Here is a 20,148-nt window from a genome sequence, read left to right as displayed (position 1 = left end):
GTCCGACCCCGTGCGATCCACATCAATGAGCAAAAAGAAGAGACCCAAATGTGTGCCCCCACATCGCAGTCGCCACAGTTCTCGTTGATCTCGATAGAGGTGAAGGTCGGGTTCGCTTTGATGCAACGTGTGGAATTTGTTCTGCTGCCCAAGTCGGATAATGGGCTGTTCTAAAGCATCATGCACGTTTTCGTATCTGCGGTCCAAGAGCTGGTGATGTTACTGCTGCCGAACCCCAAGCAATCCTCTGGAGATGGGATGCTGTCAGGCGGCACTTACTTGAGAAGTGATCACGTGCTGATGCTGTCCAGAATGTCTCGCGTCTCCGGCATGCGGCCCAGAGAATTGCCAATCCGCTCACGCCAACGCGGGCCGACCTCCAGCGCAGCACTGTAGGCTCTGGCCAGATCATCGGGGCGATCCTCAGCCAACGCCGCAATCAGAAACGCCGCTTGTTCGCGATCTTTTGCGGACTTGAGGCTGCCTGCCCCATCTCGCCGTCGATCTGCGATGATAAGCTTGTGGATCGCATATCGCTCCGGACGCGGTACCTGCACCAGAATGCCAGATCGATAGATCGCCGCCGCATGGATCGGTTCAGCGATTAGAAAGTTGAGGTAGTTCAGCGCTTGCGCATTCACACCAAGAGCCGGTAAATCGCGAATAGTCTCATCCCCAAAGGCGGGTGTCAGGAATTCAACCAACTGGCCACTGCCGCCCTGCGCCCATCGCCATGTCCGCCCTTGATCAAGCGCCGGCAAAGGAACAAACTTCAACGCCGAGAACGTGTCAGCCAACCCAGGGTCAACCTGATCCTCCAGCGCGACACTGAGCTTTTCGAATTGAGCGATGTCGATGTCGCCGGTGTTGGCCATTCCCCCCAAAGGCAGACGTAAACCAAGTTCACCCTCATAAAGCCGAAACGCAATTGTCCCGACGATGGTGCCGCCCAGCCGGAATGTCCCTGCAGCGGCCATAGCCGAAAGAATGGAGCCGGTTGCCCGATCAGTTGGCGTCATGCCTTCTGCGCGCAAGAGCCGGACCAGCCGCGACCGCTCGGCCTGACGTTCCTTCGCGGTCGCGCGTAAATCTTCAATGCGCTCAATACGCACACGCGTTTCTTCGGTATCTTCGCCAATGTAGACGAACCGCATGTCCGTCCCAACACGGCGCGCCGCATACCAATACCCTTTGTCGCCGCGCTGCTTAAGTGTCGGTTTACCGTCAACTCCGGACAGTGCGTCGTCCTTCAGAAGCCGTACCAGGTCGGTATATGCGCTCATCGCGATACTGCTGAGAGAGATCATGCCTATCATTTCCAAGTTTTGCTTGGCATGGATATACCTATCAAAATAAAAATTTGCTAGGCATGATCGAGAGAAAGGCTGCGACGATGTGTAATCTCCAACACAGCAATGAGCCGTCCCACCACATTCGCCATCAGTCTAGTTCACTGAGATTGAAGCGAGGGCGTTGAGCGTCGCACATACTTGACACGATACGGCGGCTTTTCTGGATAACTCCGCCGCAGGCTGTCAGTCAATTGTGGCCCAAACGTCATGCGTCGCTGACCGGTGATCGGCTTACAAAGTGTCTTTCATGGAAACAAAAGTCCCACACAGACGCGAGCCTTCACTCTCACAGGCTTGAAGCGCTTTCCTTGTGCCTTCAGAAAGGGCAGAGTCCGATGGCATAGCCAATTCGACCAATGTGCTCAGCCCCTGATACATCATGAATACTTGTTCTATCTCATCGCTTTTTGCATGATATTTCACCATCGAGAGCCGCTCCTTGGCCAGCGCCAGAATCTGTGCCTCGATCTTGCTATCGGCCAATGAATTCGTCATCAATCTACACCTTTCCCGGAATTGTGTTCGGCGCATGCGCTTTGGAGTATAACTCGGCTTATGGCGAATTCGTCAGCCATCTGGTGTCGGTTCAGTCCACCCATTTTGTGCATCTTTCTATTGGGTCTGGGTCGTAACGTGAAGGTCAAAGTTGCCTAATGTATCACAGAAGGTTTGGTTCGCACAGGTTACACCGTGCCTGTCTAATGTTCTGCATGATGATCATTTTTCAGTTTGGGACCCCACAATCTGGTCGGGATGACCCGCAATCTCGCGTTCCAGCAAAAGCAGGATCGATTCACGGCGATTGTCCTACTCACCACACTGCCGGTGCAAACGAAGAAAGGGCCACCCGAAGGTGACCCTCTCTGACTTATGCCTCGCCCGATGTCTTCGCTGGATCTGCGACCCGCATCACCGTCAGTCCTTTCGCTTCGGCCTTCTGGCCGAGGTTCAGCGCGACCCCGTTGCCGCCGAAGAGGACAACCCCCGTCGCGGCGAACTTATCGTCCAGCATCTCATCGTTGCACTTGAACGGTGCTGCACGTCCGTGTGCGGACCAGCGCGGATCAAAGCGCGCTTGGCTGATGCCCCGCGCACGCGCCCACCGCGCCGCGATCATTTCCGCCCCATGCCTGCCGCCTTTGTGGCAGAGGAAGATATCCTGATTGCGGTTCTGCTTGATGCGTTCCCGCACCTTATCGAGTGTGCGGAAGATGACGTCGATGTCGGTCCAGTCGGTTGACCCCGACACGATCAGCGGCACGCCTTCGACTTTTGACTTGGCGGCGGTCTCACGATCATGCTGTTCGAGAAGCTGCTTGGCCTCGAAGACGGCACCCGTCTCTTGCGCCCGAACGCTGGCGCGCGATCCCGATGCCGGGATAAAGGCATTGCCAGTCTCGACCTCGTAGCACTCTGCAGCGGCCTCCCCCATCGTCTCGATGGCGTCCACGATCTCGCGCAATTGCACGAAGCGCGCTTGCGCCTCTTCCAGAGCTGTTTCTGCGATCTCTGATCCATCGTGGCATTTTGCCAGTGCGCCGATCTTGTCAGCTGTGCGGTCGACTTCTTTGCCGAGGGCCACCTTGCGGCGCTGCAGGATTGTTGCCAGCCCGTGGGCGAGGGGTTCGATTTCTCCCTCAAGTCCGGTGTTGCGTAACTGCCCGAGCAGGGTCTCAAATGCTTCGCGAATGATGCTGTCTTTCAGGATATCGTCCTGCGGGATTGGTAGGTGTGCATCTTTCTCCGTCAGACCGAAGAGTTCGATTGTCTCGTATGTTGTCGCTTGATCGTAGGCCATGTGTTCATCTCCAGATGTTTGAGTTTGATGACCACCACGTGATTGTGGGGGCATGGCCGATTTCTGGTTCACCGAATCTGTCCGGGTCAGGGACGGCGCAGCCGCCAGCTTGCTGGGCGCAAAAGTTTTCCAAGCGCCGTGCTCACAACAAGCGCAACCTCACGCGCGCGACTGACCTCTCCACACAGCCAACTCTCGCCGAAAAGTTTTGCGATCCTTGAGGCGGGCTGATTTGGGGGCCATCCGGAGGATATGCTTCCACAGTCATGTGTGTGTGTTTTGACGCGAGGTTTGCACGACGCGAGCAGGCAAGCGGCGGGAGCGGGACACGCAGGCGGATGGAGCGGCGGGATCGTTTTGCTTTAGCAAAACAGACCAGAGTGGAAACCGCAGGCGTGGCCGGATCACGACGTGCTCGCGAGACGGGCAAACTGGGACGCCAAGTGCGCCGCCGCGGTAAGGCCGCATGGCCGCATGCGCGACAGGCCAGCGGCCTGTGCTCAACTGCGACACGCGCAGCCGAGCAGGTGAGGCCGTCAGGCAAACAGTGCCGCATGAGCAGTCTGCCGGACTTTGCCGAGCTAAGATGGCTTTCCAAGACCTGCTTGTTCTGGCAATGTTCCAGATTATTCGATCAATCCAGATTCCTGAAAGCCCCGCTCATGTGCAATCTCTATTCCCAAACCAAAAGCCAGGACGCGATGCGCCACCTCTTTGACGACGTGCTGGAGGGCGACGACCAATTGGAGGACACGATTGGCAACTTGCCCCCGCTGACCGGAATCTGGCCGGATTATGCGGCACCCATCATCAAAGCCAACGATGTTGGCGGTTGGCGGCTATCAGCGGCACGCTGGGGGATGCCGACGCCTGCAAAATTCTTGGAAGGTAAGCGCACCGATCCCGGCGTGACCAATATTCGCAATGTTACCTCACCGCATTGGCGGCGCTGGCTTGGTGTAGAACATCGATGTCTTGTGCCCTTCACCAGCTTTTCCGAACTTGATCAGCGGCCCGGTGCACCGCGCAATTCGCCGGTCTGGTTTGCGCTGAACGAGGATCGACCGCTGGCCTTTTTTGCCGGATTGCATACCGAGTGGACCTCTGTGCGCAAATTGAAGGAAGGCGAAATAACAGCAGACCTGTTCGGGTTTCTGACCTGCTCTCCGAATGCAGAGGTGCGTCCAATCCATCCCAAAGCGATGCCTGTCATCCTGACGCAGCCCGAAGAATGGCGCCAATGGCTGACTGCGCCGACTGAAGACGCTCTGCAACTACAGCGCCCGCTGCCAGATGGTATGCTCAAAATCGTCGCCGAAGGTGTGCGTGAAGATGCGGCTTGATCCCGCACCACTCGAACCGCTCGCACTGGCGGCACGGCGGGTGCATGAGGCCGAAGGATTTGGCCGCCGGACCTTTGCGCTGTTTCAGGCGGCACGGCATCCGGGGCCACTGATTTGGGTACTTCCCGCCCATGCGCAACATCTTCCGATGTTGCGCGGCCTGCCTGAGGGTGTCGGGGACCGACTGCATGTGATCCGCCCCCAGAACGAGCTGGATTTGCTTTGGTCGATTGAGGAGGCCTTGCGTGCCGCACCTGTTGGGTTGGTGATAGCCGAGCCGGACAAGCCTTTATCTCTCCTCGCTGGTCGACGCCTGCAACTGGCCGCCGAAACAGGAAAAACCACCGGACTGATGCTAATTCGTGAAGGTGCAGGCAGCAATGCGGCGGAGACACGCTGGCACTGTAGCCCCCTTCCAAAAGAAACTGAGGACTCGACTCCGCATCGCTGGTCTCTTAGTAAGAACAAAAAGGGAACATTAGAGAGCTGGACAGTGTATTGGAATGGCGCGACGACTGCTTTCAATCTGGTTTCCGCGGTTGGCGAGCGACACGAGCCTGCGGAGACGCCCCATTGAGGGGCCGTTTGCTCTGATCCATCGGTCAGGCAACACGGACCATGTGCATTGTCTCAATATTACGGCCGAACGGCGAGGTCTGCACCGCGGCATAGCACAGGCTGACGCCCGCGCGATCTGCCCTGATCTCATCACCCGTCCTGCTGACCTGCCTCGCGAAGCAACGACACTTGCCGCTCTGCGTCGATGGGCGTGCCGATATGCGCCTATGGTGGCGGTGGATGGTGCAGACGGGCTGATCGCGGATATCACCGGTGTGCCGCACCTGTTTGGTGGGAGGCAGAATTGCGCGACGATCTGCATGCACGGTTGGAACGCGCCGGTCTGACGGTTGCCAGCGCCATTACAGAAACCCGTGGCGCGGCGCACGCCTTGGCCCGCCATGGCGGCGGGAACATCCTGGAAGGTGAGCTTATCGAGAGGATGGGCCGCCTGCCAGTCTCTGCCCTGCGGATCGATAGCAAAACAGCCGAGGCGCTGGCCCGCATGGGGCTTAACCGCATCAGCGATCTGATTACACAACCGCGTGCGCCTTTGGCTCGTCGTTTTGGTCAAGGTCTGGTGATGCGGCTTGATCAGGCGCTTGGCGTGCAACCCGAACCTGTTGCACCTGCGGCAGCAATTCCACATTTCGGGGTGCGCATGACTTTGCCCGAACCAATCGGCCTGCAGGCGGATGTGATGGCGGGCCTCTCACGCCTGCTGGATCGCCTCTGCGAAAAACTCGCGTTGCATCATATGGGCGCACGCAGATTGCGCTTGGAACTGCGCCGCGTGGATCGGGAAACAGCACAAGTCGAGATCGGCCTTGCCCGCGCGATGCGCGACCCTGCGCGAATTGCAGCGCTCTTTGCCAAAGGTGTTGATGAGGTCGAAGCGGGGTTTGGCATCGATGCGATGCGCCTGACTGCGCACGTAACTGAAGCACTCCCCCCGAGCAATTGGGCGGCGGCCCAACCTTGCGACACGAGGATGCACTGGCTGATCTATTCTCGCGCCTCGGTAACCGGCTGGGCTTTGATCGTGTGTTGCGCCTGCTTCCGGCCCAAAGCAAGATACCAGAGCGCAGCTTTCTGCTGTCTCCCGCCGCCTATAGCAAAGCCGAGACCCCGCCACGCCGACAAGGGCCAGAGCGCCCGATTATCATATTTCCACCTGAACCTGTCGTTGTCGCGGCGCTGCGTCAACCAAGGACACCACCTGCGCGTTTCCGCTGGCGGAACATGCAGTTCACCACGTTGCGCGTCACCGGACCGGAACGGATCGCCCCTGAATGGTGGTTTGATGATCCGGCTTGGCGCAGCGGTCTGCGCGACTATTGGCGGGTTGAGACCCTTGAGGGGCCACGCTTGTGGCTCTTTTATACCCCACAGGCATCAAGTTGGCCCGCGCGGGACGCGCAAAACTGGTATGCCCAAGGGGAGTTTGCATGAGCGGATATGCCGAGCTGTGTGTGACCAGCAACTTCACGTTTCTGCGTGGTGCGTCTCATCCCGAGGAATTGGTCATACGTGCCGCCGAACTGGGGCTTGCCGCAATCGCCATTACTGACCGCAATTCGGTTGCTGGCGTGGTGCGTGCATTTTCTGCGTTGAAAGAACTCAAGCGGATACGGGACGAAGATTTGCCGGGCATGGGACAAGAGGCGAACGCCCCTGCGATCCGCTCCCAACAGGTCACCGATCATTCCAGCCGCCAGACGATGAAACCGGACCAGCGCGAAAACGGCCCACAAATTTCGCCCGAAACACCTCTGCCAAAGTTGATCCCCGGCACACGGATTGTCTTGACCGACAGCGCCATCAACTGGCTGGCGCTGCCCACGGATGTGGCCGCGTGGGGGCGGTTGACCCGGCTTCTCTCGCTTGGCAAACGACGGGCAGAGAAGGGCCAATGCCACCTGACGCGCAAAGACCTTCTGGAGTGGGGCGCTGGAATGGTGCTGATTGCCCTGCCACCCGATCTATTGGAAGGCACGCCCAAGATTGATGTGCCCGGTGAGCTGCGCACTCTGTCGCGGGCTTTTCCCGGTCAGTGTTTCCTCGGAGCGGCACCACTTTACGACGGACGTGATCAGATACGGATCAACCTGCTGGGGCAACTCTCCCAAACCACCGGCCTGCCAATGGTTGCGGTGGGTGAGGTGATGATGCACCGCTCGGCGCGGCGTCCACTAGCTGATGTGCTGACCTGCCTGCGGATCGGCTGCACCATCGACAGTATCGGTGAGCATCGTCTGGCCAATGGCGAGCATCGCCTGAAATCCGCAAGTGAAATGGCGCGGATGTTTCACCGCTACCCCGCCGCGATCCGCCGCACGCTGGAAATCGCAGACAGGTGCGCGTTTCACCTCGATGATCTGCGATATCAATACCCCGATGAGGCGCAGGATGGTGAACCCGCCCAAGACCGGCTTGCGCGGCTGTCACGCGAAGGGTTGCACTGGCGCTATCCCAAAGGCGCTCCCGCAAAGATCGCGGCACGCGTGGAGAAAGAGTTGCGGCTAATTGGCGAGATGGAATATGCCTCCTATTTCCTGACCGTGCATGACATCGTCGCCTTTGCCCGCTCGAAAGGCATCTTGTGCCAAGGGCGCGGCTCGGCCGCAAATTCCGTGGTCTGTTATCTGCTGGGCATGACCGAAGTCCCCCCCGAAAGCATCACCCTGATCTTCGAGCGTTTCATTTCAAAAGAACGCGGTGAACCGCCTGACATCGACGTGGATTTCGAGCATGAGCGCCGCGAAGAGGTGATCCAATGGATCTATGAACGCTATGGCCGCCACCGCGCAGGTCTAACAGCAACGGTGATCCATTTCCGGTCCCGCGCCGCGATCCGCGAAGTGGGCAAAGTTATGGGGCTTAGTCAGGACGTGATCGCGCGGCTATCCGGTCAAATCTGGGGCTGGTCCTCCAGTGCACCGGGCGAGGATCGGATGCGCGATGCAGGGATCGATCCTGCTGATACCCGCGTCACGCTGACGGCGCGGTTGATTGGAGAGATTATCGGTTTCCCTCGCCATTTGAGCCAGCATGTGGGCGGCTTTGTCATCACCCATGGGAGGCTTGATGAACTTTGTCCGATTGAAAACGCGGCGATGGACGATCGGACAGTGATCGAATGGGACAAAGATGATATCAACGCGCTTGGCCTGCTGAAGGTCGATATTCTCGCTTTGGGAATGTTGACCTGTATTCGCAAAGCGTTTGCGCTGCTGGTAGATTTTCGTGGGCAACAGCTGACGCTGGCGAATGTGCCGCCAGAGGATCCGGTTGTGTATGATATGCTGTGTCGCGCTGATGCCGTCGGGGTGTTTCAGGTGGAAAGCCGCGCGCAGCTCAACTTTTTGCCCCGGATGCTGCCGCGCACATTCTACGATTTGGTCTGCGAAGTCGCGATCATCAGACCAGGGCCGATTCAGGGTGGCATGGTGCATCCGTTCATCAACCGCCGTCAGGGCAAGGAAAGGGTCGAAGACCTTGGCCCTGCGATGATGGAGGTGCTGGGCCGCACCTACGGCGTGCCGCTGTTTCAGGAACAGGCAATGCAGATCGCCGTGGTCGCTGCCGGGTTTTCGGCGGCAGAAGCCGACCGGCTCCGCCGATCGCTCGCCACCTTCAAGCGCATGGGCACCATTGGCGCTTTTCGGGACCGTTTTATCTCTGGGATGTTGGCGCGGGGATATGACGCAGATTTTGCACAGCGTTGTTTTGCTCAAATTGAGGGTTTTGGCTCATATGGGTTTCCGGAAAGCCATGCGGCCAGCTTCGCGCGGCTGGTCTATGTCTCGGCTTGGCTCAAATGCCATCACCCTGAAGTGTTCACCTGTGGGCTGCTGAACAGTCAGCCGATGGGGTTCTATGCACCGTCCCAGCTGGTGAGGGATGCGCGCGATCATGGCGTCGAGGTTCGGCCGGTATCGGTCAACCATTCGCTGTGGGACTGCACGCTGGAGCCCCGCGCGGATGGGAAACTGGCACTGCGTCTTGGGTTTCGCCAAATCAAAGGTATGCGCGAAGAAGATGCAGAGTGGACTGCGGCGGCGCGTGGCAATGGCTATCCAGATGTCGAAAGCCTGTGGCGACGTGCAGGGGTGCGCCCAGATGCGTTGGAACGGCTCGCCGAGGGAGACGCCTTTGCGGCTCTCGGCCTGTCGCGCCGTGATGCTCTTTGGGCGGCCCGCGCTTTGCGTGCCCCAAAACCATTGCCACTGTTTGGCATCGACGGCGAAGGTGGGGTGGAACCGGAGGTCACTCTGCCTGCCATGACCCTCGGGCAAGAGGTGATTGAGGATTACCTGTCGCTGCGCCTGTCCTTACGGGCGCATCCGCTGGAATTGCTGCGCCCACGCCTACCAGAGAGTCTGCCACATGACCGATTGATGACGGCGACAGGCCGCGTCACCGTGACAGGTCTTGTCATCACCCGCCAACGGCCCGGCACAGCGGCAGGCGTGATCTTTCTAACCCTAGAAGACGAGACCGGCGTCTCCAACGTCGTGGTCTGGAGCAAGGTCTATGAGACGTTCCGCAAAGCGGTGATTGCGGGGCGTCTGTTGCGCGTCACAGGTCGGATCGAACGTGAGGGGCTGGTCGTTCATTTAATTGCAGAACGGATCGAAGACCTCTCGCCGATGCTGGCAACCTTGGGGAAACCACAACTTGAAACCGACAATGGGCACGAAGGAGGTTCGACCGACACAGTTGGCAACAACGGTAGGACATCAGCTCGCCATCCACGCGAACAAGCAAAGAAGCTCTTCCCGAGCCGGGATTTTCACTAGGGTAGAGTGCCTTTCAGCCGCACAGACACGAAAAAGGGGAGCCACGTTGCCGCGACTCCCCTGTTCTGTCAGTCGATGGCTTCGCTTCGATCAAGCAACCAGTGACAATCCACCGCTTGCGTCGGGCTGCTGATCTCCGCTCTGCACAAACGGGATGATCGAGAACGTCTGCCCACCGCGCTGCTCCTCGTTCTGCACGGCGTTGACGCGTAAATCGCCGTCGGGTGTGTTGATCAACAGCGAGACGTAGTCGTGCCCCGTCCGGTTGCTCTTGGCCATCCAAGCGGAGCCAACGCGGATCGGCTTTCCTTTTGGAGAGCTAACCTCAATCCGGTAATCTGGGTGCGTCTCTTCCGTCTTGTAGTCATTCTCGATCAGCATAAAGTCCAGATCAAACATCATGTTGGCGATGTAACCAGCGAAGGCATTGTCAGCATCCATGGCGGTCAATTCGCCTGAGATTGAGCCAGACTTCATCGCCCCATTTGAGACCAGCGGGATGATCTCGAAGTCTTCGCTCTTGGCTTTACGCGCTTCCTGCGTCTGGACGGCGTTGACGCGGAACGGCCCAAGACCAACATCCAGCTGCATCGAGATATAGGGATTGCCGCTGGTATTACCGGTCTCATTCCAGGCCGTGCCGATGCGGACCTTGCGGCCTGATTTATTGACGGCGGTGACGTCATAGTCCGGACTGCGTTCTGACATCTTGGTGCGGGTTTCCAACTGGATCTCGATGTCGAACTTGGTGTTACGAATTGTGCCGGTAAAGATTGCCGCGGTGGTGTCGGCGTTTTTGGTAAGGGTTCCTGCGAACATGGGTCTTATCCTTCTTGGGTTATCGGGGCCCGACGTCTTGCCAGACCATCCGAGATTGCTTTCTCGACCCCTTGAGGGATCACAAATCAGAAAGCCTGCTTGTATCTTTAATGGTGCAGCGTTTCCTCGTTCGGGACGTCGCAAACTGGGTACGGAATTGCTAACTTGCCCAGGGGGGCCGGACCGAAAGCCTGAAGGTCACTTGGGACCGTTGGAAAGCTTGGTCGGCCCCTTTTCTATTGGACCGGTTCTGAACAGATGGAGGGGAGTCATTGATGTCCCGTATACAAGAAAAGAAACCCACCAAAAAAGCGGAAGAACTTGCTGTCATGGGCGTGGACGTCAGCAAGGATCAGCTGGACGCATATGTCCTTCAAAGCAACGAATGGCATAATGTTCCAAATAATCGAAAAGGCGTAGAGCTGCTGCTACGAATATGCCGTAAACATCAGATCGAACTATTGGTTCTGGAGGCGACAGGTCGTTATCACTGGCTTGCTCATCAGCAACTTCATGCAGCCGGCATCAATACCGCTGTTACTAATCCTGCACGAAGCCGAAACTTTGCGAGATCAATTGGCCGATTGGCAAAGACTGACAAAATAGATGCGCAAATGCTCGCGCGGTTCGGTGACGCCACGCGACCACCAACCTCAGTGCCTCCATCACCTCTAAATGCTCAAGTTACTGAAATGATTGTTGCTCGGAGACAGATTGTTGATGAGCTCACCATTCTCAAGCAACAGAAGTCACAGACCAAACTAGATCATGTTCGTGCGCAGATCGAAGAGCGGGTGCGCCTGTGCCGGCGGCACTGCAAAGACTTGGAAGAACAGACTTTGGCACTTATCGCGACTGACGCACAGATGGTCGAGAAGTACGACATTCTAACGTCCATCCCAGGCATTGGACCCACAATCGCCGCGACTTTAATCTGCGAGCTGGATGAACTTGGTCAAGCTAACTCCCGCCAGATCGCAGCGCTCGCCGGTGTCGCGCCAATCAATCGAGATTCAGGGCAGTTTCGCGGGCAACGCAGAATCGGAGGCGGCAGGAAACAGGTTCGAGATGTGGTTTACATGGCGGCGGTTGTCGCAATCCGTTGGAATAAGGAAATGATGCGCTTCTATGAAAGACTCAAGAACGCTGGAAAGCCGTTCAAAGTCGCAATCACCGCCGTCATGCGGAAACTGCTCATCTTAGCAAATACTCTGCTTCGCGAAAATCGGCCTTGGTGCGAAGTCAGGCCTTGATTTTCAAGACAGATGCTTTCAACTTTCTCCCGACCTTCCCGTTGGGGAATCGCGCTATTTGTGGATTGGGACAGTGCCGCATAGATCACCTCCCATTTATTCTGACTGACCCTCGCAGTGATGCCCCCGCAAGGCGATCTCACAGTCCGCGATGAAGAACTCACCTTCCGCACCATTGAGTTGGGTTCCGGCACGATTGGTCAGACCGATCGCGCCCCGTTTGGCAAATAAACGATCAGATATTGTCCTAGACGGTCCTTGCGCACGACGTAGCCAGTGTTGGCCCAATGCACGGTCTTACCTGCATCGAGTGCGGTTTTGATGTCTTCGATATTCATCAGAGGCTCCTTAGTCGGGGCAAAAAGCCTCCGAGACTGTGAAGTCGCGGAGGCGGTGAGATTGGATGATGGGTGCAGATAGGGTTTTGGTTCAGCACTGGACCGTGCGCGCATCCATCCAATCCTTGAACCCAAGGATGGTTTTGCCGGTAGTGACGTCTGCGATCCAATCGGCACTCGGATCGCTGCCAAGTTCAGTTTGCACCAGATCAATATGCCCATTGGCCATCCAACCCTCGGGTTGGATGCGCCGGAACCAGTCGGCCATGCTCGGAACGCGTCCCTGACAATCTTCCTTCACATGCTGCTCGCCGATCCAGCGGACGGGAATGACGCGCCCCGCGGAATTTGTGATCGCCAGGCCAAACATCTGTTCTGCCTCGAAGATGCCTTGCGTGTGATGCCGCAAGGCCCGATGCGTAAAGAACGCCATATGTGCTTTGGAGGAATCGAACCAATCATGGATGGCTTGATAGTCGGAAGGTTTGCCACCGAATTTTCGCGCCGAGCTTTCGGCGTGATGCAGGGGATGCGCCATATCAAAGCCCCTCGTGATAGCTGTGGGTGCTGTCGACAAAGCGGTCAGCATGATCGAGGTCGATGCTGTCTTTGGTGAGATTCCACGTCAGCGTGCCGTAGCCGCCATCGTTATTCTCGAAACCCGGGTGCTGCTGATAGGCAAATGCCCAAGCGAAGTCATCTAGCTGGTTGGAAAGTTCAGAAGGCAGCGCAATGCCACTCGGCTGCAGGGTGATGTCCTCGACATTGCCTGAATCGCCGTAGCCTTCATATTCTGCTGTCACCTCGGTGAGGCCAAGGGTGCGCAACTGCGCAAGCAGATTTGCGCGGTTTTCTTTGTTTTCGGCATCGCGCTCGGCGGCCCATTTTTCCATTGTGCTGGCGAAGTCAATGTTTGTGTCTGTCATGGTGTGTTCCTTTTGTTGGGGGTGTTTGACAATGCCTGTCCCCAAGATGGGACCAGGACCATCTGGATTGCTGTTGAGGTAGGAACGGGATCGAAGCGCGCAGCACCGCTGTGAAGCGGCACCTGATTAGACCCAATCCCGCACACCCGACCAGAAGCAGGCTTTCTCTTTAGGCTGCCCGATCGCTCGGCTGCACTGCTCCATTCCCCACAATCCGGGTTAGGATCGCTTCCGCATCGACACCCGCCCCATGAGGCACAAACACACGCAGCTGGAAGGCGATGATTTCAGTAAAACACCCGAGGGCTTTCAGAACATCGATGGTGCCCTTGTCCGCCCCACCAATCTCCAAGCGCACATCACCCGCAACGCGGCGGCGCGTCAGCGTCAGGCCGCGCCCCAGATCGATGGGTGCTGTCGTCCCAAGGGCAGCTGTCAGCATCTCACTTGGTGTTTGAGGCGTCCCTTTCATGAACCGCGCCCGAAGGGCTGCGGCCCCCTCTTCGCTGAGGGTGCGGCCTATCATGCTCGCACAGCCCTCGGGCGTGACGCGATAAATACGCTCGTTGCTTGGCGGGATGGTCTTCCAGATCGGCAGCAGGAGACCCGTGAGCAGGAAGAGCTTCGTTGTGGTGGTTTTGGGCAGGCTGTCGGCCTCATCGTCCCAAAGCCGGATGAACTCTGATTGCTCGACCGCCTCCCAAGCCGAGGCTTCAAACTTGCCCTCCTCGAGATAAGTTTTACCAGTTGGGCGAACCACCTTGCGCATGAGGGTGACGATGTCGTCGTCATACATCTGCATCGGGCGTTTTGAGATCAGCCCTGCCCGCCCCGACGCGCGATTGACCATCGAGACTTTGTCGAAGTTGTTGCGAAGGGCATCATCGGCGCGCGCAATGTGAACAGGTTCGGTGACTTCCAATCCGATGATACGTGTCACTGCACCCGATTGCGGGCAGGTCCAAAGGTCCTCCGCCGAGACCTGTTTGATCGTCTCGCCTCGCAGCGTTTCAACGCCAAGATCGAGCGTACCTGCATCCCGCGCACGTTCAGTTTGGTCCGCAATGCGCTGCATGAACTCAGCAAAGAGTGCGTTTTGCATATGGATAGGAAGGGCCAGCACCCGGTTGAGGAACCGCTGGATCGGCGGCAATTCTTCGAGCAGCACGCCATCCTTGTCGATCAGGCGCAATGCCGTCCAATCTGTGAAGACCTCATAGCCCATCGCCTCCGCACGCCCCGCGGCAAGATCGGCGTAGTATCCCCGCAGCGCGGATCGCGCGATGGGACTTTCGAGATTGTCCTCCTCGCGAAACATGCCTTGCGAGCCTGTCTCACGTTGGCCCTTCGTGAGCGCGCCAAGCTGATCAAGTCGTTTGCTGATGGTTGATGTGAAGCGTTTTTCGCCGTGCACGTCCGAGGTACAGACCCGGAAGAACGGCGCGCTGACCTGGGCGGAGCGATGCGTGCGCCCAAGTCCCTGAATGGCTGCGTCCGCGCGCCAGCCGGGCTCCAGCAAGTAATGGCGACGCCGTTTTTGATTTTTCGCTGTTTGCGCCGCGTGATAGGATCGCCCCGTGCCACCTGCATCCGAGAAGATCAGGATGTTTTTCTCCCCATCCATAAAGGCCTGCGTCTCGGATGAATTGCTGCTGGCCGCGCGTTTTTCGATGAAGAGCGCGCCGTCGCTCGATTTGAGCGGGCGAATAGATCGCCCTGTGACTTCTGCGACGGCTTCATCCCCGAACGCCCAGAGAATTTGATCCAGTGCCGCGGGGATCGGGGCCAGCGCCATCAGGTCCATCATCGCCTCGTCCCGCAATGCTAAGGCTTCACGGGAGACGACCAAGGCCCCTGTTTCATCCCGCAGTGGCTCTGCGACGACATTGCCGTCAATCTCGACCAGCTTCTGGGTGTAGATCGGAAAAGCCTGTTCGAGATAGCCAAGCACGTAGTCGCGCGGCGTCAGCGCGCCTTCGACCAGCTCATCATCGGGGTCCATCACCTCCAAGCGCCGTTTCAAAAGGCTTTCGCCCGTCGAGACCACTTGGATAACGCATGCATAGCCGTCAGATAGGTCCTGCTGAATGGCGCTGACAATTGATGGGGCTTTCATGCCCATCAGCAGATGATTGAAGAAGCGCTGCTTTGTGCTCTCGAACCGCGACTTGGCGGAGGCTTTTGCGGCAGAGGCATTTGTCTCTCCCGAGGCATCATTGACGCCTGTCGCGGTCAGTGCAGCCTCTAAGTTATGGTGAATCGTGCGGAACGCGCCCGCATAGGCGTCGTAGATCTCTGTTTGGGCAGACGTCAGTGCATGTTCCAGCACATCGTATTCGACCCCGTCAAAACTCAGCGCCCGCGCGGTGTAGAACCCGAGTGTTTTGAGATCGCGGGCCACCACCTCCATTGCCGCCACACCGCCCGCCTCCATCGCTGAGACGAAGCTCTCGCGGCTCGGGAACGGGTATTCAGGTCCTTGGCCCCAAAGCCCAAGCCGGGATGCATAGGCGAGATTGTGGACAGATGTGGCCCCCGTCGCCGAGACATAGAAGACGCGAGCGCGCGGAGTGGCGAGTTGCAGGCGCAGACCCGCAAGGCCCTGCTGGGACGGTTTTGCCCCCCTGCCCTGCTCCGATCCAGCCGCATTTTGCATCGCGTGGGCCTCGTCAAACGCGAGCACGCCATCAAAGTCGTCTCCCATCCACGCGAGCAGCTGGTTCAAACGTGTCGTACCGCATTTGCCGGAGGACCGCAGCGTGGCATAGGTCACGAACAGGATGCCGTCGCCCATGGTGACAGGTTGGTCGGGCTTCCATTTCGAGAGCGGCTGGATATCTGCGGGCGAGCCGCCGAGATCGGTCCAATCGCGCACGGCGTCCTCAATCAGAGTGGCGGATTTTGATACCCAGACGGCTTTGCGCCGTCCCGAGAGCCAATTGACCAGAATGAGGCCTGCGCACTCGCGGCCCTTACCGCAGCCGGTGCCGTCACCGAGGAAATATCCCAAGCGGTAGGCACGGGCCGCCGCCGCCTCATCACTGCGCAGCATCTTGGTCTGGTCGTCATCGATGGTGAACTTGCCGGGCAAATCCCGCCCGTGGGCATCGTTGGCCATGATGATGGTTTCCAGCTGGGCTTCAGAGAGATGCCCCTCTGCAATCAATCGGTTCGGCAGGCGCAGCCCCTCGGCGGCCCGCAAAGAAGGCACGGGTGGTGCGACCGAGGCCATCGCAATGCTTTCCACCAGCGGCGTTGGGTGTTCCTGTGCACCCGCAATGTCGATCCGCTGCGGGCGATAGCGAGCATAGATCTCAGAGATAGGGGTGTTTTCGCGCGGCGTCTCGAGCGTGGCAAACGACAGCGGTATCGCTGCGTGTTTAAGTGCTTTGGCAGCAGCTGGCTTTGATGCGTCAGGCTTGCGCGGCTTGCGATACGCAGATTGCATCAGAGGGCGATGAGCATGCGATGAACGTGACACCGGCACCGGCGCTACAATCGACCGTGTTGCGGCGATCTGGTCCACGATACTGACCGCCGCGTCGAGATCATCGACGGAGGTGCGGATCATCTCGCTGGCCTCATCGACCTTATCGAAGACCATCAGCTGGGTATCCACGCTGGTGCCGAGCTTGCGATAGACATGGCCAGGGATGGTGAGGGCCAGCCGCGGCGTGAGAAGGCTCATCGCGCGGGCCCAATGTGCTGCGTCTCGCTCGGGGTGAAGCCCATCGGCATGATCGCAACAAGACGCCCTCCGGGTGCCAATCGTTTCGCGGCCCCGATGAGATGCTTTGCTGCGATGTGCTTATCGCGGGAGCGATCGACCGAGGAGGCAAACGGCGGGTTCATCACGACAACGCTGGGGACTGTTGTTGATGTCAGCAGATCATCGATATGCTCGCCGTCATGCCCAGTCGCCTGCGCGTCGAACACCACATCGAGCAGCCGCCGACGAAACGGATCGACTTCGTTGAGCATGAGCTTGGCCCCTGCCCGTTTGGCAAAGCCCGCCAATGAGCCGGTTCCCGCAGAGGGCTCCAGCACAGTCTCACCACAACGGATTGCGGCCGCGCGCACGGCGAGGGCCGCGTAGGGAAGCGGGGTTGAGAACTGTTGCAGGCGGATCTGTTGCTCGGAGCGACGGGTCTCAGACAGGAGACGCATCGCAAGGTTTTTGGCGGCACCAAGGGAGTCTGAGCCGTTTGCATTTGAGAAAAGCGCCTGCACCGCAGCTGTCTGCATCATGTCGTAGGCCATTCGCCAGCTCCATGCCCCGCTGGCATCGCTGCCGCCAAAGGTGTCGCGCATGATCTTTGAGAGAGAGGAACTGCGCAGAGGACCGCGCGCGATCTCGGCGGCGATCAGCGACAGGGCTGTTTTGAGCTGCGCATTGGATGTGGATTGATTGGAGTGCTTCGGGTTGGGATGGGCCATGATGTCTGTCCTTTGTGATCCGGTTTGAGGTTCACAGGACAAAAAGCCCCTTTCCCTTTCAGGGTTGCGGACACAGGGCACTAAGCATGAAAGAGATTAGGGAAATTTCAAAAAGGCGGTCAGCCGATTTAGCAGTCAAACATCACCAGTACTGAGTTCGCGCAACCACGCCGCAAACTCTTCTTCACTCACTTGATCTGATGCCAGGCCTTCCATCTTTCGAACACCGACCGCGGGCTCAGGACGGACAGATACCCCGTTAAGTCGCAAGAACGTGAACGCTGTCACAAAGCCTGTGCGCTTGTTGCCGTCGACAAAGGCGTGAGCCTCGGCAATGCCGTAGGCATAGGCCGCAGCAATCTCGAACACATCCGGATCACCATAAGCAGCAAGATTCATCGGACGCGTGCAGCCCATCTCCAAAAGAGCCGGATCACGAGTTCCGGAAGCACCACCATGGCGTGAGATTTGACGATCATGGATGACGTGCAAGGCTGCCAATGGCACCCAAACCCAAGTGCTCATGCAAGCGCTTGGAGCAAGTCGCGGTTCTCATCCATGACGATCTCGGCAGCTTCGAGCGCAGCCAGTAATTCAGGGTTTTCTGTCATCAGCTTCAGCCCCCCATCATCGGTGCGCACGGCGTAAAGCGTGTCACCTTCTTTGACATCGAGCAGGGCAAGCATTTCTGTGCTGAGTGTCATGACAGCGGAATTACCAACTTTACGGATTTTAGCTTCGATCATTGCAGACCTCATAAGGTTATACAGATGTATATACGTGAATTGTTGATTTTGTCAAGTTGTGACCCGCAACCCTTGGGCATTCAAACCTGTTTGGTTCGCTCCTCAGCAATGCCCCCGCCCTTCGAGGATCGGGAACTGCGCTTTTTCTCAATGAGCATTTGAGCCTCTTGCATCACCTGAGCATGAGGTGTTGCTGGCCTCGGATCATCCTGCGCTTCGCGCACCGATGCACGGAACCAGGCGGAATAGGCCTTATCAAGATCAACGGTCACGAAAATGATCCTCAAGGCCTTTGTCTAGAAGCTTAGCCAGTTCGTCGGGCATATCAGTGACCTCCAGCGCAACTCGCGTGCCGTGGCCAGTGGCAAGAGCCTTGACAAGATCACCAGTGCTGTGCGTTTGAATGCCGTCTTCAGATCTCTTCATATTGGTGACCCGCACAGTTCCTGTCCCAGAAAGAACGTACAAACATTTTGCATATTTTCAAAGCTGAGCGAAAAAATTTCTCTACCTTTCGGCCGACCGCCGTGGAGCGATTCAAATATCTTCCTTTCTGAGGAAGCGGACTTTGAGTAACCGTGCGGCGAGCGGCGGCTTCGAGCCGATTGTGTTGAAAAACTCCGTTTTTGGCGAAAATCGAATAATTATTCGCCTTAAAGAGCGACCAACTTTTGGAGACGAGGGGTCGGCCAATTTGGCCAGTGGCTGCTCCTGTGCCAGCGCTATGCCTCTCCCGGTCGATCTGTTCCGACTTTTGGGTTTAATGGGCCTCTGCCCAAAAATCACAGATCTCAAATTTCAGAGTTTTTCAACAAAATCAGCCCTTTTCAACTGTTGCTGCGCTGCCCTCCAAAGGCCGGAATCTGCGGATCTCTACATTCGGGGAAGCGTGTGCACTTTCGCGAGAGCAAGGTAGCTCCGCCGCACCCCTTCCGACACTTCGAGAGGCCGGACGTCTGATGGAGGGAGCGCAACCAGGGTGGAACGTTCCCTGGGCACTTGCCCCGATTGGCTATTAAGTACGGTTGTTAAAGAATTGCTGTCGAATTGAGCTTGGGCTGGAGTGAGAATGCGCACGCCGGAATGCGCACAAGCTCGCACGACGCTTTTTACGTCTCCGAGACAATCACAGCAGCAACCCGTACCGTATCAGGCGGTGATTTTTGCGGCCAAGGATCAAATTCCGTTCAGCGGCCTGCCACGCCGGGCCGATTATCGGCGCCGTGACAAAGAACCGGGCGAGGCCTTGGCAAAGCCACCGAACGGATTCACGGCTACGCGCCGATCTCATCGTGTTTCGTGAGGCATTCAGAGTGATCGCGCAGAACTTCCAGAACACGGCAATCCGCGGTGTTGCCGCCGCTGCATTCATGGACCATGCGCTCAAGCTCGGTCCGCAGCGCCTCCAGTCGCGCGATACGTTGTTCGACCTGAAGTAGCTGGCGCCGGGCAATCTGGTCAGCCTCATCGCAGGGCTTCTCCGGATCATCCGACAGGTCGAGAAGCTCCCGGATTGCCTCAAGCGTGAACCCGAGCTGACGGGCGTGGCGAATGAAGGCCAGCCGGTCAAGCCCGTCACCGTCATAGCGGCGCTGCCCGCCTTCGGTGCGGTCCGGTTCAAGCATGAGGCCTACTTGCTCATAGTACCGAATGGTTTGCACCTTGGTGCCAGTCTTTCGGGCCAATGTTCCGATGGTCAGCATCCGCATCTCCAATCTACAGTGACCATAGCTTATGATCGGTTTCTCGCCGAATGGCAAACCTGACTCTGCATTG

The 20,148-nt window shown here is 57.8% G+C and carries 15 protein-coding genes and 3 pseudogenes; 6 read left to right on the top strand and 12 right to left on the bottom strand.

Annotation, left to right across the window (positions count from 1 at the left end):
- Positions 1 to 290: 290 nt before the first annotated feature.
- From FTO60_RS17360 to FTO60_RS17350, 3 genes are all read right to left on the bottom strand, one after another.
- Positions 291 to 1,307 carry a GSU2403 family nucleotidyltransferase fold protein gene (locus tag FTO60_RS17360; RefSeq protein WP_254696979.1) on the bottom strand — a complete coding sequence of 339 codons (1,017 nt, stop codon included), beginning with the start codon at positions 1,305 to 1,307 and terminating at the stop codon, positions 291 to 293.
- Between the two features lie 276 nt (positions 1,308 to 1,583).
- Positions 1,584 to 1,847: a hypothetical protein gene (locus FTO60_RS17355; RefSeq protein WP_148057296.1), complete on the bottom strand. Its 264-nt coding sequence runs from the start codon at positions 1,845 to 1,847 to the stop codon at positions 1,584 to 1,586.
- Between the two features lie 373 nt (positions 1,848 to 2,220).
- A complete protein-coding gene (locus FTO60_RS17350; RefSeq protein ID WP_148057295.1) occupies positions 2,221 to 3,150 on the bottom strand; it encodes a DUF2493 domain-containing protein in 930 nt (309 codons plus the stop codon).
- Between the two features lie 662 nt (positions 3,151 to 3,812).
- Between FTO60_RS17350 and FTO60_RS17345 the strand changes: the two genes are divergently transcribed.
- Genes FTO60_RS17345 through FTO60_RS17330 form a run of 5 tightly spaced genes read left to right on the top strand, consistent with a single transcriptional unit; the run spans position 3,813 to position 9,853 of the window.
- Positions 3,813 to 4,493, top strand: a complete 681-nt coding sequence (locus FTO60_RS17345) for an SOS response-associated peptidase (protein WP_148057336.1) — start codon at positions 3,813 to 3,815, stop codon at positions 4,491 to 4,493.
- Complete coding sequence (locus FTO60_RS17340) at positions 4,483 to 5,070, top strand: ImuA family protein (protein WP_148057294.1); 588 nt, start codon at positions 4,483 to 4,485, stop codon at positions 5,068 to 5,070. Before FTO60_RS17345 ends, FTO60_RS17340 begins: the two co-directional genes overlap by 11 nt.
- Entirely contained in the window at positions 4,997 to 5,398 is a 402-nt protein-coding gene (locus tag FTO60_RS18070; RefSeq protein WP_368074279.1) for a hypothetical protein, read from the top strand. Before FTO60_RS17340 ends, FTO60_RS18070 begins: the two co-directional genes overlap by 74 nt.
- On the top strand, positions 5,356 to 6,621 hold the full coding sequence (locus FTO60_RS17335) for a DNA polymerase Y family protein (protein ID WP_368074278.1): 1,266 nt from the start codon (positions 5,356 to 5,358) through the stop codon (positions 6,619 to 6,621). The genes FTO60_RS18070 and FTO60_RS17335 overlap by 43 nt, the downstream gene beginning before the upstream one ends.
- A complete protein-coding gene (locus FTO60_RS17330; protein WP_368074280.1) occupies positions 6,524 to 9,853 on the top strand; it encodes an error-prone DNA polymerase in 3,330 nt (1,109 codons plus the stop codon). The genes FTO60_RS17335 and FTO60_RS17330 overlap by 98 nt, the downstream gene beginning before the upstream one ends.
- A gap of 90 nt (positions 9,854 to 9,943) precedes the next feature.
- Here the strand turns inward: FTO60_RS17330 and FTO60_RS17325 are convergent, their stop codons facing one another.
- Positions 9,944 to 10,672, bottom strand: a complete 729-nt coding sequence (locus FTO60_RS17325; protein ID WP_148057292.1) for a DUF736 family protein — start codon at positions 10,670 to 10,672, stop codon at positions 9,944 to 9,946.
- A gap of 275 nt (positions 10,673 to 10,947) precedes the next feature.
- Between FTO60_RS17325 and FTO60_RS17320 the strand changes: the two genes are divergently transcribed.
- Positions 10,948 to 11,925, top strand: coding sequence for an IS110 family transposase (locus tag FTO60_RS17320; RefSeq protein WP_148057291.1), 978 nt, complete (start codon positions 10,948 to 10,950; stop codon positions 11,923 to 11,925).
- 147 nt (positions 11,926 to 12,072) lie between these two features.
- Here FTO60_RS17320 and FTO60_RS17315 read toward each other — a convergent pair.
- The 8 genes and pseudogenes from FTO60_RS17315 to FTO60_RS17280 form a co-directional block, all read right to left on the bottom strand.
- A pseudogene (locus tag FTO60_RS17315) lies at positions 12,073 to 12,263 on the bottom strand (hypothetical protein); the annotation flags it as partial.
- Positions 12,264 to 12,354: 91 nt separating this feature from the next.
- Positions 12,355 to 12,801 (bottom strand): hypothetical protein, encoded by a 447-nt coding sequence (locus FTO60_RS17310; RefSeq protein ID WP_148057290.1) that lies wholly within the window; start codon positions 12,799 to 12,801, stop codon positions 12,355 to 12,357.
- Position 12,802: 1 nt separating this feature from the next.
- On the bottom strand, positions 12,803 to 13,189 hold the full coding sequence (locus FTO60_RS17305; RefSeq protein WP_148057289.1) for a DUF6878 family protein: 387 nt from the start codon (positions 13,187 to 13,189) through the stop codon (positions 12,803 to 12,805).
- Positions 13,190 to 13,358: 169 nt separating this feature from the next.
- Positions 13,359 to 17,626, bottom strand: a pseudogene (locus FTO60_RS17300) (strawberry notch-like NTP hydrolase domain-containing protein).
- Positions 17,627 to 17,761: 135 nt separating this feature from the next.
- Positions 17,762 to 18,151, bottom strand: a complete 390-nt coding sequence (locus tag FTO60_RS17295; RefSeq protein WP_148057288.1) for a type II toxin-antitoxin system death-on-curing family toxin — start codon at positions 18,149 to 18,151, stop codon at positions 17,762 to 17,764.
- Positions 18,148 to 18,372, bottom strand: a complete 225-nt coding sequence (locus FTO60_RS17290; protein ID WP_148057287.1) for a transcriptional regulator/antitoxin MazE — start codon at positions 18,370 to 18,372, stop codon at positions 18,148 to 18,150. The genes FTO60_RS17295 and FTO60_RS17290 overlap by 4 nt, the downstream gene beginning before the upstream one ends.
- An 80-nt stretch (positions 18,373 to 18,452) precedes the next feature.
- Positions 18,453 to 18,626, bottom strand: a pseudogene (locus FTO60_RS17285) (hypothetical protein); the annotation flags it as partial.
- 1,020 nt (positions 18,627 to 19,646) lie between these two features.
- Positions 19,647 to 20,075, bottom strand: coding sequence for a helix-turn-helix domain-containing protein (locus FTO60_RS17280; RefSeq protein WP_148057286.1), 429 nt, complete (start codon positions 20,073 to 20,075; stop codon positions 19,647 to 19,649).
- Positions 20,076 to 20,148: the final 73 nt, after the last annotated feature.

It is taken from the genome of Octadecabacter sp. SW4 (assembly GCF_008065155.1).
Taxonomy (GTDB): Bacteria; Pseudomonadota; Alphaproteobacteria; order Rhodobacterales; family Rhodobacteraceae; genus SW4.
This window is presented reverse-complemented; position numbering and strand designations above follow the sequence as displayed.